A 15,238-nucleotide genomic window follows, 5' to 3' on the forward strand; every position below is an offset into this window, starting at 1 on the left:
CTGTTCGTTTTTTGATTGATGATTGAAACTCCGGCTGATTACCGGAGTTTTTTATTTTTAAAGTTTTTTTTACCGCAAAGCACGCTAAGAATTACGCAAAGTTCACAAAAAAAAGAAACAGCCACAGATTAAAGGATTTACACAGATTATAAAATCATTTTAATCCCTTTAATCTGTGGCAAAAAACTTAGTGCACTTTGCGTAATTCTTAGCGTGCTTTGCGGTTAAATTATAATCAACAATATAAAAACTTTATCTTTGCAATAAAACAACACACAATGAAAAATACACTTATTGCTCCTTCAGTTCTTGCTGCCGATTTTGGTAATTTACAGCGCGATTCAGAAATGCTTAACAACAGTCAGGCAGATTGGTTTCATATCGATATTATGGATGGAGTTTTTGTTCCGAATATCTCTTTCGGAATGCCCGTTTTAGAAGCAATTTCAAAACATGCAAAAAAGTATATTGATGTACATTTAATGATTATTGATCCAGATCGTTACATAAAGACTTTTGCCGATTTAGGAGCAAATGGGCTTACTGTACATTACGAAGCTTGCACACACTTACACAGAACACTGCAAGCAATTAAAGCAGAAGGAATGAAGGCTGGTGTTGCCATGAATCCACATACCAATGTTGACTTATTAGAAGACGTTATTAATGACATCGACGTAGTTTGCATTATGAGTGTAAATCCTGGATTTGGAGGACAATCATTTATCGAAAATACTTACGACAAAGTAAAGAAGCTAAAAGCACTTATTACTCGTAAAAACGCTTCAACATTAATCGAAATTGACGGCGGTGTAACCAGCAAAAACGCAAAACAATTAGTCGAAGCTGGAGCAGATGTTTTAGTGGCCGGAAGCTTTGTTTTTAAAGCTGAAAATCCAACAGAAACCATAGCAGATTTAAAAAATCTTACTGCTTTTTAAATTTTCAAAAATAAAAAAGAAGAGTCTGAAAATTATTTTTCGGACTCTTCTTTTTTATTATCTAAAACCTACTTAGGTTCAATCCAATAAGGATTCACTTTAAGTTTTTCTACAACATATTGGATCACTTTCTGAGCTTTCAAACTATTTCCAGACTCATCTAATGGCGGCGAAATAACAGCAATTCCAAATTTACCAGGACATATCGCCAGCATTCCTCCTCCTACACCACTTTTTGCTGGAAGTCCCGAATTAAAAAGCCAAATTCCAGAATTGTCATATAGCCCCGCAGTTGCCATTACAGGTAAAGTATACATTACAGTTGCCTGACTAACCACCTTATTTTTTGTAATAGGATTAACGCCTCCATTTGCCAATGTGGCCGCCATTGTAGCAAGATCTTTTACATTTACATTCAATGCACATTGTTTAGTATAAATGTCTGTTGCTTGTACTGGATCAAAATACATTCTATTATAAGCCAATAACAAATGTGCAATAGCTTGATTTCGCAAATTATCACCTGCCTCACTTATATAAACAGGTCGATTCATAGAAAGCTGCCTTCCGGCAAAGTCGCTCTGAACTTTCTGGATTTCTTTCCATTTTGCTACAGAATCATTACCTCGAATAAGGCTCGTAGTTGCAATAGCTCCAGGATTTACAAGAGGATTAATTTTATCACCTTTATGCATTTCTACTGCAACAATCGAATTAAATGGTAATCCAGTGGCATTTACGCCTACTTTGTCTTGCAAAAACTGTGGGCCTTCTTGCTCAATTACTTTTGCCATCGTAAATACTTTCGATATACTTTGAATTGAAACCATTGATGTTATATCTCCTTTTGTATAGACAGCTCCTTCTGAAGTAACAATTGCAATACCAAAAATATTAGGATCAACATTGGCTAGTTCTTTAATATAGTCAGCATTTTTTCCTTCCTTTAAATCTTTAAATTTATTAAAGGCCTCGTTAAGCGTATTTTCTATATTTTGTTTATTCAGTATTGTTTGGCTATAGCCGTGGTTTATGATAAAAGCAATCATTAAACCAGCAAAAATCAATTGCTTGTTCATTTTAAAAAAAGGCATTCTTATTTCTATTCTAGATTAATTATAGGTAAACAGTATTTAATTAAAAATCTTTACTGCTTTTTAAATTTTTAAGATTTGGAAAGAAATCAATTCCAGTCATTTTTTCTAAAGTTTCGATTGGAACAACAAAATCATAAATGGATTTATCACTTTTTTCATTTGGCACTAAGAAAGCAATTGCCTTATGTTCTTTTCCTGATTTAGCTAAAACAATTTTATAAAAATATTTAGGAACCGCAACTTTCTCTGTTCCAATTTTTTTATCCGAATCTTTCGCAATTCCACCAGTTACGACATAAATATCATTGTATTTTCCTGCCCAATAGCGAGTCTTCTGCTCGATTCTATTCCAAATTCCTGCATTAAATTCTTTTTTCTGTGGAGAAATATTCGACGTATAAAAAGTATCATTATATGCATCTTTATTGAACTCCATATCACCAGCAGGACAAAGATGCCCTTTATCATAACCTGATTTTTTATAATTTCTCCAATCAGCCGAACCTGTTGTTACTTTTGGATCTTCTATAAAATAAGGTCTTTTGTAATCATTGTTTTTTAAATACTCCTTTTTCAATTCGTAAGCCACCCATTCTGCCTGTTCAAATTTTTCATTATAAGAAAGCGTGTAATATTGGTGCTTTACAATCTGTTTGGTTGTCGAAGTCGGGAGATAAGCAACTGTGTATAAAGAATCTTTGTGAGTAGAATTCCCTTTAAAAGAAACCACTTCATTACTATTTATATCTTCCTTAATTTCCGCATTTTCTTTTTTACATGATAATAATGCAAAACTCAGCAAAATTAAACCGACACAACCTTTCATATTTCTATTTTTAAAAGCGAACTTACAAAAAAACGCTCCATAAATTCAAAATTTATAGAGCGTTTTTAAACAAATTAAATTCTTCTCGAACTTAAGACTTCACTAGCTTATCCTTTTTCATTTTAGGATTAACTGTAGTTTTTACCAAACTTTTTGTTTGCAAATCATCTAATACATTTAAAGCCTCTTCTACATAAACATCTTTAGATAATGCTTGGTGCCATGCGTCTCTTTTTTCTTTTAAAGAAGCATCAGCTTTCATTTCTTCTTCTTCATAAGGAAGTGATGTAAAAATCAGATCGTTTTTGTAATCAGAAATTGGCTTATATTTTTTTCCTTCGTTTTCAACTTGTTCCTGAGTCTCTTTAAAACTCTTAATATTCAAGCTATAAACGTTTTCTTTATTTTTAACATCAATCCATTTTGCATTATCATCAATTAATTTAAACTGAGGATTTTGTGCAATTCTGTTTCTACTGTTATTGATTGCTTTAGAAAAATTCTCATTAGAAGCCCATGTGCTGTAATCAGCTGGATCAATTTTATCCCAAGGCATTGCATTATCAATATCTCTCTCGCCCATTTTAAGGTAAGCATAACGATCTGGCATTACAACATCGCTATGAACTCCTTCAAGCTGAGTAGAACCACCGTTTATTCTATAAAACTTCTGTCCTGTAATTTTCAATGCGCCAAGATCTCCATAATTTGCATTACGCACAAATTGATTTAAATCTAATACATTTTGAACAGTTCCTTTTCCGTAAGTCTGTTTACTTCCGATAATTACACCACGTTTGTAATCCTGAATTGCCGCTGCTAAAATCTCAGATGCCGAAGCAGAAAAACTGTTTACCATAATAACCAATGGACCATCCCATTCGATTTTTTTGTCTTTATCGTATAAAACTTCTTTCTTTTTACCAGCAGATTTTACCTGAACGATTGGTCCGTCTTCGATAAACAAACCTGCAATATCAACCACTGTAGAAAGAGATCCTCCACCATCATCACGAACGTCTAAAACAATACCGTTAACGTTTGCTTGTTTCAATCTTTCTACTTCACGCGCGATATCTTTTCCTGCATCACGTCCGTCTTTATTTTCAAAATCGATATAAAACTTAGGAAGATAAATTACTCCGTATTTCAAACCATTTTTCTCAACAACACTAGACTTAGCATATGTTTCTTCAATTTCAACAACATCTCTAATAATAGAAATTACTTTGATAGAACCGTCAACTTTCTTAACTGTCAGTTTTACTTCGGTTCCTTTGTGACCTTTAATTTTTTTCACAACATCATCCAAACGCATTCCAACAACATCAACCGGCTCCTCATTTCCTTGAGCCACTTTTAAGATTAAATCTCCAGCTTCAAGTTGTTTTCCTTTCCAAGCTGGACCTCCAGAAATTAATTCATCAATTTGAGTAAAATCGTTTTTCTTAGTCAAACGAGCTCCGATACCTTCAAGTTTTCCACTGATATTTACATCAAAACGATCTTTTTCTTCTGGTGCAAAATAACTTGTGTGTGGGTCAAAACGAGCCATGATAGAGTTCAAATACACAGAAAACCAGTAGTCTCTATTCAAATCTTTAATTACGCTAAAATTATCATCTAAAGATTTTAAAGAACTTTCACGAGTTTCTTTTTCTAAAGTTTCAAAAGATTTTTCTTTGTAAGCTGGATCTTTTTTCTTCTTTTCTTCTTCAATTTTTTGTTTTGTAACTAAAGAAGAAAGAGTAGATAATTTAATCTGTTTTCTCCATCTTTCATTAATCTCATTTAAGTTCTTTGCATACGGGATTTTCTCATAATCCGCATCAAAAGTCTCATCGACATTATAGTTAAATGGCTGACTTAAAATCGTTTTGTAACGTTTTTTACTTTCTTCCATACGCTTCATTAACCTTGTATAAGTAAGGTTAAAAAACGTAATATCTTTATTCAAAAACTGATCATCCAACATTAATTCATACTGTTTGAACTCATCAATATCAGACTGAAGAAAGAACCTTTTTGAAGGGTCTAAAGCATCAATATAATCCTTAAAAATACCTTTTGAAAACTCATCATTTATTTCTGCTGGACTATAATGTCCTTTTTCAATAACAAATGCTAATAATTCTAAAAGTGTCTTGTCTCTGTTCGGATCTGGGTCGATTGTCCTATCAGCATTCATCTTAAATGCAAATAATGTAAGCGATAAGCACAATACGGCTATGAGTATCTTATAATTTCTTTTCATAAACTTTATAATAGCATTCATCAATTTTTTTATCTAAGTTACGTTAAAAACTATGCCACGAGAGCTAACGCTTCGATAATTTTTTGTTAAAGATATAAAAATGTTTAATTCGTAAAAAAGTTCTTTACCTTAGTTGACAAATTTTACAGTATTTGTGACTTATCGCAAATAATTGTGATTAATTTTGTTCTTAAAATCTTACAATTGTTAAAACTACACATAATACTTATTAAATGAAAGCTGAGAAACCACTTATATTAGTAACTAACGATGATGGTATTTTGGCTCCCGGAATTAGAGCCCTTATTAGCGTTATGGAAACAATAGGCGATGTCATTGTTGTTGCGCCAGACAAACCACAAAGCGCCATGGGACACGCAATCACAGTCAACAATACTTTGTTTATCGATAAAATTTCAAAAGACGATGACACAATTGCAGAATACAGCTGTTCTGGAACCCCTGTAGATTGTGTAAAATTGGCAGTAAATGAAATCTTGAAACGAAAACCTGACTTATGCGTTTCGGGAATCAACCATGGATCGAATTCTTCTATTAATGTTATTTATTCTGGGACTATGAGTGCTGCAGTGGAAGCCGGAATTGAAGGCATTCAGGCGATAGGCTTTTCTCTTTTAGATTTTGATTGGAATGCTGATTTTGAACCGATCAAGTCTTTTGTGAAAAAAATTGCTTTAGAAACTTTGGCCAATAAATTGCCACCTGGAGTAGTTTTAAACGTCAACTTTCCAAAATTAAAGGAATCTGAAATTAAAGGCATTAAAGTTTGCCGTCAAGCGAAAGCGTATTATGCGCAGAAATTTGACAAAAGACAAACTCCATTCGGGAAAGATTATTACTGGCTTGCGGGCAAATTTGTAAACGAAGATAAAGGTGAAGATACCGATGAATGGGCCTTGGCAAACGGATATATTTCGGTAGTTCCGGTACAATTTGACTTGACTGCCCACCACTCTATTCAGCAACTTAATACTTGGAAATTAAATGACTAAAGAAATACTGATCGGTTTTATAATCGGAATTTTCACGGCTCTTTTAGGAAGTTATCTCTTCATCACTTTTTTTACCACATTTGATATTTCACAAGGATTTCAAATGATACGAGAATACGGATATCTTGGAAAAATAATTACCATAGGAACACTTTTAGATCTTGGCGTATTTGCTATTCTTTTAAAGAGAAACAAAGAATATATGGCTCGAGGGGTAATTTTAGCTGTGATTGTATTGGCAATTTCTACATTAGTTATTTAAATCTTATCTTTGCTAAGTTCCCTTTAACGGTTACAACTTTAGCACATTTACAAAAAAACCAACATGAAATATTACATAATTGCAGGAGAAGCCTCTGGAGATTTACACGGTTCAAATTTAATGAAAGCATTATATGTTGAAGACCCAGAAGCAGAAATTAGATTTTGGGGCGGAGACTTAATGCAAAAAGCAGGCGGAACTCTGGTAAAGCATTATCGCGATCTAGCATTTATGGGCTTTATTGAAGTGGTTTTCAATTTAAAAACCATTTTGAACAATATCAAAATCTGTAAAAAAGACATCACAGAATTTAAACCAGACGTGATTATTTTTATTGATTATCCTGGTTTTAATATGCGAATTGCAAAATGGGCAAAAGAATTAGGCTATAAAACACACTATTATATTTCTCCTCAAATTTGGGCTTGGAAAGAAAACAGAATTAAAGCCATCAAACAAGATGTCGATAAGATGTTTGTGATTTTGCCTTTTGAGAAAAGCTTCTACGAAGACAAACATCATTTTCCAGTAGATTTTGTTGGACATCCGCTTATTGACGCCATTCAGAATCAACCTGCTTTTGATGAAGCTTTATTTAGAAAAGAAAACAATCTAGGCGAAAAACCAATCATTGCTGTTCTGCCAGGAAGCCGTAAACAGGAAATTACAAAAATGTTAAGCGTGATGTTGAGCGTTGTAGATGATTTTCAGGATTACGAATTTGTTATTGCTGGTGCTCCAAGTCAGGAATACGAATTCTATCAGCAATTCCTAAAAAATAAAAATATCGCGTTTGTTTCGAACAAAACTTATGATCTGCTTCGTTCTTCGACAGCTGCATTAGTAACTTCTGGAACCGCAACTCTTGAAACAGCTCTTTTTAAAGTGCCAGAAGTGGTTTGCTATAAAGGAAGCGAAGTTTCATATCAAATTGCAAAAAGAATTATCACTTTAAAGTATATTTCTCTTGTCAATTTAATTATGGATCAGGAAGTTGTGACTGAATTGATTCAGGGAGATTGCAATAAAAAACGAATTAAAGAAGAGCTTCAAAAATTATTAGAGCCTAGTCATCGCAATAAAGTACTGCAAAATTACGATATATTAGAACAAAAATTGGGAGGAGTTGGCGCAAGTAAAAACACAGCAAAACTCATTGTTGCCGATTTAAAACAAACTAATTAATCTATTTTGAAAAGAATACTCCTTTTTCTGCTTTTAGCAATTGCTTTTACTTCTTGTAAATCAACCTCTTCGGTTACAAACAAAAACGAATCTAAAAGGGAAAACAGAACTTTAGTAAATAATCTAGTTGAAAAAGCTACTGACAATATTGGTGTTCGATATAAAGCGGGAGGAACCACAAAAAGCGGATTTGATTGTTCTGGATTGGTTTATACTACTTTTGAAAGCGAAAGCATCAATCTTCCAAGAAGTTCTTATGAGCAGGCAAAAATTGGAAAAGTGATTCCGTTAAATGATGCCAAAAAAGGTGATCTAATTTTCTTTAAAACTAACAAAAGCAGACAAATCAATCATGTTGGATTGATTACAGAAGTCAATTCTGATGAAGTAAAATTTGTTCATTCTTCGACTTCAAAAGGAGTAATTATTTCCTCTACCAAAGAACCTTATTACAAAAACTCTTTTGAACAGGTTAACAGAGTAATTCCTTAAAAAAGAATATTTTTTTATTATTTTTCTTACAAATATTTAATACTTTTATGCCATGAAAGTATTAGATTTTCCGTTAGTAAAAATCACATCTACCTTTATACTTGGCATAATTGCTTCGTATTATCTTCATTTTTCCATCTCGCTAGTTTGCATTTTCGTCTCGATTAGTTTTATAGCATTTTCCGGAGTTTTCATTTGGAATTTAAAACGCAATAAGAAATCGAAATTATTCGGATTTTTGAGTTACATTTTATCTTTCTACATTGGAGCATTAACACTTTTATGCCATACACAAAGTCTTCAGAAAAATAATTACACACACTGTCAAATTGCTTTTAAGAATCCGCAATCTATCACATTAATCTTAAGAGAAAAATTAAAAAGCAACGATTTTAGCGATCGATACATTGGCCTCATAAAAACAATCTCGGGCAAAGCATATTCAGGAAAAGTAATTGTAAACGTTCAAAAAGATAGCAGCCAAAATACTTTATTGATAGGAAATAACATTAAACTTGAAACCGTACTTCAGCAAAACAAACCAAACAAAAATCCAAACCAGTTTGATTACAGCAGGTATCTGGCAGACAAACAAATCTACGCGCAGATTTATTGTCAGAAGAAAGAAATTTTGGTTAGCAAAACGATTCAAAAAGACATTTGGTATTACTGTGCAAAATTGCATTCCAGAATAATTTCCAATCTCGAAACATCAAAATTCAATAAAGCTGAAATGAATGTTGCCTTGGCTCTAATTTTAGGACAGCAACAGGAGATTTCACAAGATATTATTCAGGATTATCAATATTCTGGAGCAACGCATATATTATCTGTTTCAGGGCTCCATGTAGGCTTTATAATGCTTTTCATCACTTTTATCCTTAAACCTATTCCAAACACGAGAAAAGGTTCTTTCTTTAAATTGGCATCAATCTTAATTTCATTGGTCGGTTTTGCTATAATTTCTGGTTTATCTCCTTCGGTTTTAAGATCTGTAGTTATGTTCTCATTTGTTGCAATCGGAAGTCATATACGCAGAAATGGTAATATCTATCATACTTTATTAGTTTCTATTTTATTGATATTACTCTTTGAACCCTATTTTTTATTTGATGTTGGTTTTCAATTAAGTTATATCGCCTTATTCTTTATACTTTGGTTACATCCTATTTTAAAAAACCTTTATAAACCAAAGAACAAATTGACAGTTTATATTTGGGAGGCTTTGACTGTTTCTTTTGCGGCACAAATTGGTACTTTGCCTTTATGCCTTTACTATTTTCACCAATTTCCAGGTCTCTTTTTTGTCACTAACATCATTATCCTTCCCGTTTTGTCTTTTATTATGATTGCAGGAATAGTAGTTATGATTATCGCCATTTTTACAAGTCCACCGTTATTCATAACATTGATTTTTGAAAAAAGCATTTATCTTTTAAACTTAATGATTCATGCTGTAGCATCTGTCGATTCATTTGTCATTAGAGATATTCGTTTCAACTTCTATCATTTATGGGCATTCTCACTCTTTACAATTGGCTCAATAATCTGGATTAAAAAACCAAACTACAACAAATTGATATTGGTATTTATCTCAATCATAACGATCCAAATTTCTTTTATTCTAACTAAAATCGAAACCGAAAACAAAGAAGAATTAATTGTTTATAATGAAAAAAGCAATACAATTATTTCTGAACGTTTAGGAAGAAACATTACACTTTATACCCGAGATACAATTCAGAAGAACATCAATACAAGAACTATAAATTCTTATCTCGTTGGAAATTCAATTGATCTGTCTAAAATCAAAGAGATTAAAAACGTGCTTTACTTTAAAAACAACAAAATTCTAATAATTGACAGTGCTAAAGTTGTTCCAGAAAAAATTCACCCAGACATTTTAATCCTTACTCAGACTTCAAAAATAAATCTAGATCGAGTACTGGAAGATATTCATCCAAAAGTTGTTATTGCAGATGGTTCAAATTCTAATTCGATTCAGAAATACTGGAAAAAAAGCTGTCTTAAAAAAAACATCCCTTTTCATTCAACAAAAGAAAAGGGATATTATCAACTATAATTTTTTATTCTGGATTTAAAATCGAATTAGATTCAGAAATCCAATTCTTAACTCCAGAAGCTTTATAAGCAATAAGTCCCAGTTTATTAAAATTGGTTTTTCCTTTCCTGACCGCGACTTCAGAGAAACATACTTGGGGAATATCTTCTATACCAAAAGCATTCTTTAATCTTAAATTTTGCTCTTTAGCAGTTTCAGATGCAGTAGGATCAGAAAGGTCAAGTTTTAACAAAATAACGTTTTTACGCGCCCATTCCTCAAAATCGCGAGTAGAGAAAATTTCATTCTGCAACTGAGGATTAACACCTTGAGCAGTAAAAAAAATCAATAGAGGTTTTCTTTTTTCAGCGCTCACAGCCACAGCATCATTAATGTCTGTTTTCCATATTACATTTTGAGAATTCATGTAAAACGGACTTAAAAACAGCAATAGGATAAGTAATTTTTTAGGCATATAATTGGGGTTTTGGTAGGTTAATACAACTAAATTAATACAAAAACACAATCCTATAAAAAATTTAAGCTATTAAAAATCAACCTTTAAGCATTAAAATGAAATTGATAATAAAAAGGTTGTTTTTTAACAAATGTAAAATAAACACTCCTCGAAATAATCAAATTCTTTACATCTTATTTTTAGATCAAAAAAAATCCCTCTCTGCATGAAACAGAAAGGGACTAAAAAAAATTAAAATAAAAGTCGAATGAAATCGTTTACTATTCTGCTGGATGTAAAATTGCATTAGATTCTGCAATCCACGCTTTTGCTCCTCCAGGTTTGTAGGCTATTTTTCCTAAAGCACTAAATGTAGTTTTGTTTTTTCTTACTGATGCCATTGCAAAACATACTTCTGGAAGATCTTGAACTCCAAATGCATTTTTCAATTTTACGTTTTGCTCGCGATCACTATCTGAAGCATTCATATCAGATAAATCTAATTTTACTAAGACCACGTTGTCTCGTGACCACACAGCAAAATCGGGTGTTTTAAAGATTTCATTTTGAAGATTTTCTGGTACACCTGAGGCAGTGAATAAAATCAGCATTGGTTTTTTCTGGTCATTACTTATAGCAATAGCATCTGTCATGTTTGTTCTCCATGCTAAGTTTTGTGCTTGCATCATAAATGAACCTAAAAAAAACAGTAGGATAAGTAATTTTTTAGTCATATAAATTGGTTTTGGTTAGATTAGCAAGACGAAATTAACATTATATTTTAGTTATCCAAATTATATTAGCACAAAAAATACATTATATGTTTTTTTAGATATAATAAAATAAATAATGCTCAATTTACTAGAGTTTTCTAAAGAGCTTTTCCTACTAAACAAAAAAAAGGTCTCTTGCAAAGCAAGAGACCTTTTCATTATCTTTTAATTAAAAACTACAATTTCTTCGGATGCACTATTTCTTCCGCAACAGTTAACCAAGCTGACGGCCCGCCGGCAACATATCCTGTTTTACCAAGACCTTTAAAGTTTACCCTACCATCTTTTGTTTCTGCACTAGTAAAGAAAACCGTCGGAAAACCTTGAATTCCAAAAGCTTGTTGCAATTCGTTATTCTGACTTTTTAGCTCTGGTGTCTGAGGAACGGATCTAGGATAATCTAACTCAACTAAAACCACATTGTCTGTTGCCCATTTTTTAAACTCAGCAGTCTTTAAAACTTCATTTTGTAAACGAATACACCATCCGCACCAATCACTGCCTGTAAAAAACATCAGCATAGGCTTCTGCTCTTTATTACTAACAGTAATTGCTTCTCTAACATCTGTATACCATTTTAATTCTTGTGCCTGTAGATTAGCAGCACCAATTAAAAACAAAGCAATAAGTACTATTTTTTTCATAATGGGAAATTTTTCACAAATTTATGCAAAAAGTTATTACAACATAATTATTTAACTTCTTGCATTAATTTTCTAATTAACGGGGTAAAAACAATTAAAACAACTCCAGCAATTAAAGAATATAGTGCTAATTGATAATATCCGTCTGTATAAGCAATAAGTTTAGACATTAATGTAGTTCCAGTATTGGCATCAGATATTTCAGCTCCTAATTTCCCAGCAGCAAACTGACCAAATGCACTTGATAGGAACCATAATCCCATCATCATTCCAAATAATCTTTTAGGCGATAATTTTGTAATTACCGACATTCCGATTGGACCAATACACAACTCTCCAAGCGTATATACAAGATATCCTAAAGCAAAAACATCTAGAGAACTTAATCCGTCTGCATCAACAAAAAATCTAGCAGAGTAAAAAATGAAGAAACCTGCTGCAAGCAAAACAAATGACAAACCGAACTTAATAACAGTATTAGGCTCAATTTTTCGTTTAGCCATAAATATCCATAACAATCCTACCAACGGACTAAAAATAACAACATACAATGAATTGATACTATTATTTACTACGTTTGGATCAATATTAAAAAACAATAACTTGTTAGATAAATTATCTTTTGCAAACAATGACAATGAACCTCCAGATTGTTCCGAAATTGCCATAAACATAAAGTATCCAAAAATAAACACAAATGCAGCCAAAAGTTTTCGCTGCTGTTTTCCATCTTTTAGCATTATCAATTCATATGCAAAGTACCCTAATGCTACTATTCCCATAGTATACATAAAGTACTCTGTAAAATCAGAATTGATAACCATTATATAAACTAATGGTATTACAACAAAAGAACCAACATATACCGCAATTTCGTAAAGATTACGTTTTTTAGGCGCTTGATTTTCTAATGGAGAATTTCCAATTGGCGCTAAATGTTTTTTCGTTAAAAGAAAAGTAATAACTCCAATTACCATAACAATTGCCGCAGAAAGAAAGCAAAGACTCCAAGAATAGTTCTTTCCTAAATAAATAGGAATTGCTCCACCAAGCATTCCACCTATATTAATTCCCGCATAAAACAATCCGTAACCAGCATCACGACGACCGTCGTTTTCATGATACAACTCTCCTACCATTGAAGAAACGTTTGGTTTAAAAAAACCTGTTCCAATAATAGAAAGTGTTATTCCGTAGTAAAAGAAATCATGCGGAGAAGCTGCAATAAGCAAGTTCCCAAGAATCATGACAATTCCTCCAAAAAGAAGCGATTTCTTAAATCCTAAAATTTTATCAGCAAAAATTCCACCAATAAAAGTAAATGCATATACAAAGGCCTGAATTGCTCCATATTGCAAATTTGCTTTTCCTTCCACTAGACCTAATTGGTCCACCATAAAGAAAGCTAAAACCCCACGCATTCCGTAGAAACAAAAACGCTCCCACATTTCAACCAAAAACAAGTACCACAATTGCTTTGGGTACTTGCCTTTAAAATTTTGAATTTCTTCTAAAGTAATATTGTTTTCCATTTTTTTATCTAACACCGTGCATTAATTTTTTCAATAGTGGTGTTAAAGCAAATAATAAGATTGCAGCAATACCTGTAAGCACAACAAATACCATAAAGAATTCATATAAATTATGGATTTCAAATCCTGCAAAAATTGGATTTTGCGCACTAATTTGATGGTGATCCAATAAAGATAATTGCTCTGCCGATAACGTTACTTTTTTATCTAAAACCGCTTGAAGATCGATTCCTAATTCTTTTGCTTTTGCAAATTTATCACCAGTTGCAGGCAAGATAGAACCCAAAGTTCCTCCTAAGGCATATCCTGATGCATTAGATAAAAAGAATACTCCGTATAATAATGATGCAAAACGTTTTGGAGATAATTTACCAACCAAAGACAAACCAATTGGAGATAAACACAATTCAGCACATGTATTTAAGAAATATAATAAGATTAACCATTTAACTAGCAATAAACCAGAAGTTCCGATATAAGAAACCTGAGTAGCGATCATAAAGAAACTCACAGAAATTATGACTAGACCAGCTGCTAATTTTACCGGAGAGATCGGCTCTCTTCCTTTAGCTCTTAAAGTATCCCAAAGAATACTAAAAGGAACTGCTAAAACCACAACAAACATTCCGTTAAAAATCTGAACCATCGATGGAGGCATTGCCCAACCAAAGAAATGCCTGTCTGTTTGGTTATCTGCAATAAAAGTTAAAGATGAACCTGCTTGTTCAAACGCCGCCCAGAAGAAGATGATAAAGAACGACACGATGTAGATTACAATAATTCTATCTCTTTCAACTTTAGTTAAAGAAGTATCAGATATAATTAATCCCGCCAAAGCTAAACCACTTGAATAAATTAAAGTATAAATTAAGTTCTGACCTACAACATAATGAAAAAAGAATCCTAAAGCGATAAACGCAATTCCTGCAACTGCCAAAGCCTTATTAGAAAAGTTTGCTTTTTGCGCTTCTCCTTCTTCAAAATCTGAAGCATCATTTTTAGAAGGAAGTCCTCCTAATGGTTTTCCTTCCGGAGAAACTACATATTTATTTTTCAGGAAATAGAAAAGAACTGTTCCTAATAACATTGCAACAGAAGCTGCCAAGAATCCCCATCTAAAAGCATGAATATCTCTAATTCCTCCTGCATCTTTAACATCTCCTAACAAAGGACAGATAGACTGGCCTAAAAATGCTCCGATGTTAATTCCCATATAGAAAATAGTAAAAGCACTATCTAATTTGGTTTTTTCTTGTTTTGGATATAAACTTCCAACCATACTAGAAATGTTTGGCTTGAAGAATCCATTACCAAAAACAATTACTCCTAATGCAGAGTACATAATGATTTTTGCTAAACCTAAATTAGATCCAAAAACGCTCCCGCTCGTAAACAAAAGCAATTGTCCTATTGCCATCAATAATCCTCCTAATAAGATACAATTTCTGTTTCCTAAATATCGGTCAGCAACAAAACCACCTAACATTGGGGTCAAATAACAAAGTCCAAGAAAACCTCCATAAATTAATGACGCCTCCTCTTCTTTCATCAATAATGAATTCACAAGAAATAAAGTCAATAAAGCTCGCATTCCATAAAAATTGAACCGCTCCCACATCTCAGTTCCAAACAATACCCAAAGTCCTTTTGGATGCGCAGTTTTCACTTGATTTTCTCCCATATTATTCGTTTATTTAATT

14 protein-coding genes are annotated in these 15,238 nt (G+C 32.6%); 6 read left to right on the plus strand and 8 right to left on the minus strand.

The window, feature by feature from the left end:
- Positions 1 to 278: 278 nt before the first annotated feature.
- On the plus strand, positions 279 to 941 hold the full coding sequence (rpe, locus tag AC5ZCW_RS17400) for a ribulose-phosphate 3-epimerase (RefSeq protein WP_496120982.1): 663 nt from the start codon (positions 279 to 281) through the stop codon (positions 939 to 941).
- A 68-nt stretch (positions 942 to 1,009) separates the two neighbouring features.
- Here the strand turns inward: rpe and glsA are convergent, their stop codons facing one another.
- The 3 genes from glsA to AC5ZCW_RS17415 form a co-directional block, all read right to left on the minus strand.
- Complete coding sequence (glsA, locus tag AC5ZCW_RS17405) at positions 1,010 to 2,020, minus strand: glutaminase A (protein ID WP_496120984.1); 1,011 nt, start codon at positions 2,018 to 2,020, stop codon at positions 1,010 to 1,012.
- A gap of 58 nt (positions 2,021 to 2,078) precedes the next feature.
- Entirely contained in the window at positions 2,079 to 2,864 is a 786-nt protein-coding gene (locus AC5ZCW_RS17410; protein WP_496120986.1) for a DNA/RNA non-specific endonuclease, read from the minus strand.
- A 91-nt stretch (positions 2,865 to 2,955) separates the two neighbouring features.
- Entirely contained in the window at positions 2,956 to 5,139 is a 2,184-nt protein-coding gene (locus AC5ZCW_RS17415) for a carboxy terminal-processing peptidase (protein ID WP_496120988.1), read from the minus strand.
- A gap of 212 nt (positions 5,140 to 5,351) precedes the next feature.
- Here AC5ZCW_RS17415 and surE point away from each other — a divergent pair, with 212 nt between their 5' ends.
- The 5 genes from surE to AC5ZCW_RS17440 all read left to right on the plus strand — a co-directional run bounded on the left by surE (position 5,352) and on the right by AC5ZCW_RS17440 (position 10,153).
- Entirely contained in the window at positions 5,352 to 6,131 is a 780-nt protein-coding gene (gene surE / locus AC5ZCW_RS17420; RefSeq protein ID WP_008466485.1) for a 5'/3'-nucleotidase SurE, read from the plus strand.
- Positions 6,124 to 6,393 (plus strand): hypothetical protein, encoded by a 270-nt coding sequence (locus AC5ZCW_RS17425; RefSeq protein WP_177211148.1) that lies wholly within the window; start codon positions 6,124 to 6,126, stop codon positions 6,391 to 6,393. The genes surE and AC5ZCW_RS17425 overlap by 8 nt, the downstream gene beginning before the upstream one ends.
- A gap of 63 nt (positions 6,394 to 6,456) precedes the next feature.
- Positions 6,457 to 7,578: a lipid-A-disaccharide synthase gene (gene lpxB, locus AC5ZCW_RS17430; protein WP_496120989.1), complete on the plus strand. Its 1,122-nt coding sequence runs from the start codon at positions 6,457 to 6,459 to the stop codon at positions 7,576 to 7,578.
- Positions 7,579 to 7,584: 6 nt separating this feature from the next.
- Positions 7,585 to 8,070, plus strand: coding sequence for a C40 family peptidase (locus tag AC5ZCW_RS17435; protein WP_496120990.1), 486 nt, complete (start codon positions 7,585 to 7,587; stop codon positions 8,068 to 8,070).
- A 52-nt stretch (positions 8,071 to 8,122) separates the two neighbouring features.
- A complete protein-coding gene (locus AC5ZCW_RS17440) occupies positions 8,123 to 10,153 on the plus strand; it encodes a ComEC/Rec2 family competence protein (protein ID WP_496120992.1) in 2,031 nt (676 codons plus the stop codon).
- Positions 10,154 to 10,157: 4 nt separating this feature from the next.
- Here AC5ZCW_RS17440 and AC5ZCW_RS17445 read toward each other — a convergent pair whose 3' ends face one another.
- The 5 genes from AC5ZCW_RS17445 to AC5ZCW_RS17465 all read right to left on the minus strand — a co-directional run bounded on the left by AC5ZCW_RS17445 (position 10,158) and on the right by AC5ZCW_RS17465 (position 15,219).
- Positions 10,158 to 10,607: a thioredoxin family protein gene (locus AC5ZCW_RS17445; protein WP_343545104.1), complete on the minus strand. Its 450-nt coding sequence runs from the start codon at positions 10,605 to 10,607 to the stop codon at positions 10,158 to 10,160.
- A 263-nt stretch (positions 10,608 to 10,870) separates the two neighbouring features.
- The gene (locus AC5ZCW_RS17450; protein WP_281634664.1) at positions 10,871 to 11,323 is read right to left on the minus strand and encodes a thioredoxin domain-containing protein; all 453 of its coding nucleotides are present in this window, start codon (positions 11,321 to 11,323) and stop codon (positions 10,871 to 10,873) included.
- 215 nt (positions 11,324 to 11,538) lie between these two features.
- On the minus strand, positions 11,539 to 12,006 hold the full coding sequence (locus AC5ZCW_RS17455; RefSeq protein ID WP_177211154.1) for a thioredoxin family protein: 468 nt from the start codon (positions 12,004 to 12,006) through the stop codon (positions 11,539 to 11,541).
- A 47-nt stretch (positions 12,007 to 12,053) separates the two neighbouring features.
- Positions 12,054 to 13,538 (minus strand): peptide MFS transporter, encoded by a 1,485-nt coding sequence (locus AC5ZCW_RS17460; protein ID WP_281634663.1) that lies wholly within the window; start codon positions 13,536 to 13,538, stop codon positions 12,054 to 12,056.
- A gap of 4 nt (positions 13,539 to 13,542) precedes the next feature.
- A complete protein-coding gene (locus AC5ZCW_RS17465) occupies positions 13,543 to 15,219 on the minus strand; it encodes a peptide MFS transporter (RefSeq protein WP_496120994.1) in 1,677 nt (558 codons plus the stop codon).
- Positions 15,220 to 15,238: the final 19 nt, after the last annotated feature.

Source organism: Flavobacterium sp. PLA-DH12 (genome assembly GCF_059511845.1).

Coding starts and splice junctions, on each gene's coding strand:
- rpe (WP_496120982.1), top strand. CDS start 279: ATGAAAAATACACTTATTGCTCCTTCAGTTCTTGCTGCCGATTTTGGT.
- glsA (WP_496120984.1), bottom strand. CDS start 2,020: ATGAACAAGCAATTGATTTTTGCTGGTTTAATGATTGCTTTTATCATA.
- AC5ZCW_RS17410 (WP_496120986.1), bottom strand. CDS start 2,864: ATGAAAGGTTGTGTCGGTTTAATTTTGCTGAGTTTTGCATTATTATCA.
- AC5ZCW_RS17415 (WP_496120988.1), bottom strand. CDS start 5,139: ATGAATGCTATTATAAAGTTTATGAAAAGAAATTATAAGATACTCATA.
- surE (WP_008466485.1), top strand. CDS start 5,352: ATGAAAGCTGAGAAACCACTTATATTAGTAACTAACGATGATGGTATT.
- AC5ZCW_RS17425 (WP_177211148.1), top strand. CDS start 6,124: ATGACTAAAGAAATACTGATCGGTTTTATAATCGGAATTTTCACGGCT.
- lpxB (WP_496120989.1), top strand. CDS start 6,457: ATGAAATATTACATAATTGCAGGAGAAGCCTCTGGAGATTTACACGGT.
- AC5ZCW_RS17440 (WP_496120992.1), top strand. CDS start 8,123: ATGAAAGTATTAGATTTTCCGTTAGTAAAAATCACATCTACCTTTATA.
- AC5ZCW_RS17445 (WP_343545104.1), bottom strand. CDS start 10,607: ATGCCTAAAAAATTACTTATCCTATTGCTGTTTTTAAGTCCGTTTTAC.
- AC5ZCW_RS17450 (WP_281634664.1), bottom strand. CDS start 11,323: ATGACTAAAAAATTACTTATCCTACTGTTTTTTTTAGGTTCATTTATG.
- AC5ZCW_RS17455 (WP_177211154.1), bottom strand. CDS start 12,006: ATGAAAAAAATAGTACTTATTGCTTTGTTTTTAATTGGTGCTGCTAAT.
- AC5ZCW_RS17460 (WP_281634663.1), bottom strand. CDS start 13,538: ATGGAAAACAATATTACTTTAGAAGAAATTCAAAATTTTAAAGGCAAG.
- AC5ZCW_RS17465 (WP_496120994.1), bottom strand. CDS start 15,219: ATGGGAGAAAATCAAGTGAAAACTGCGCATCCAAAAGGACTTTGGGTA.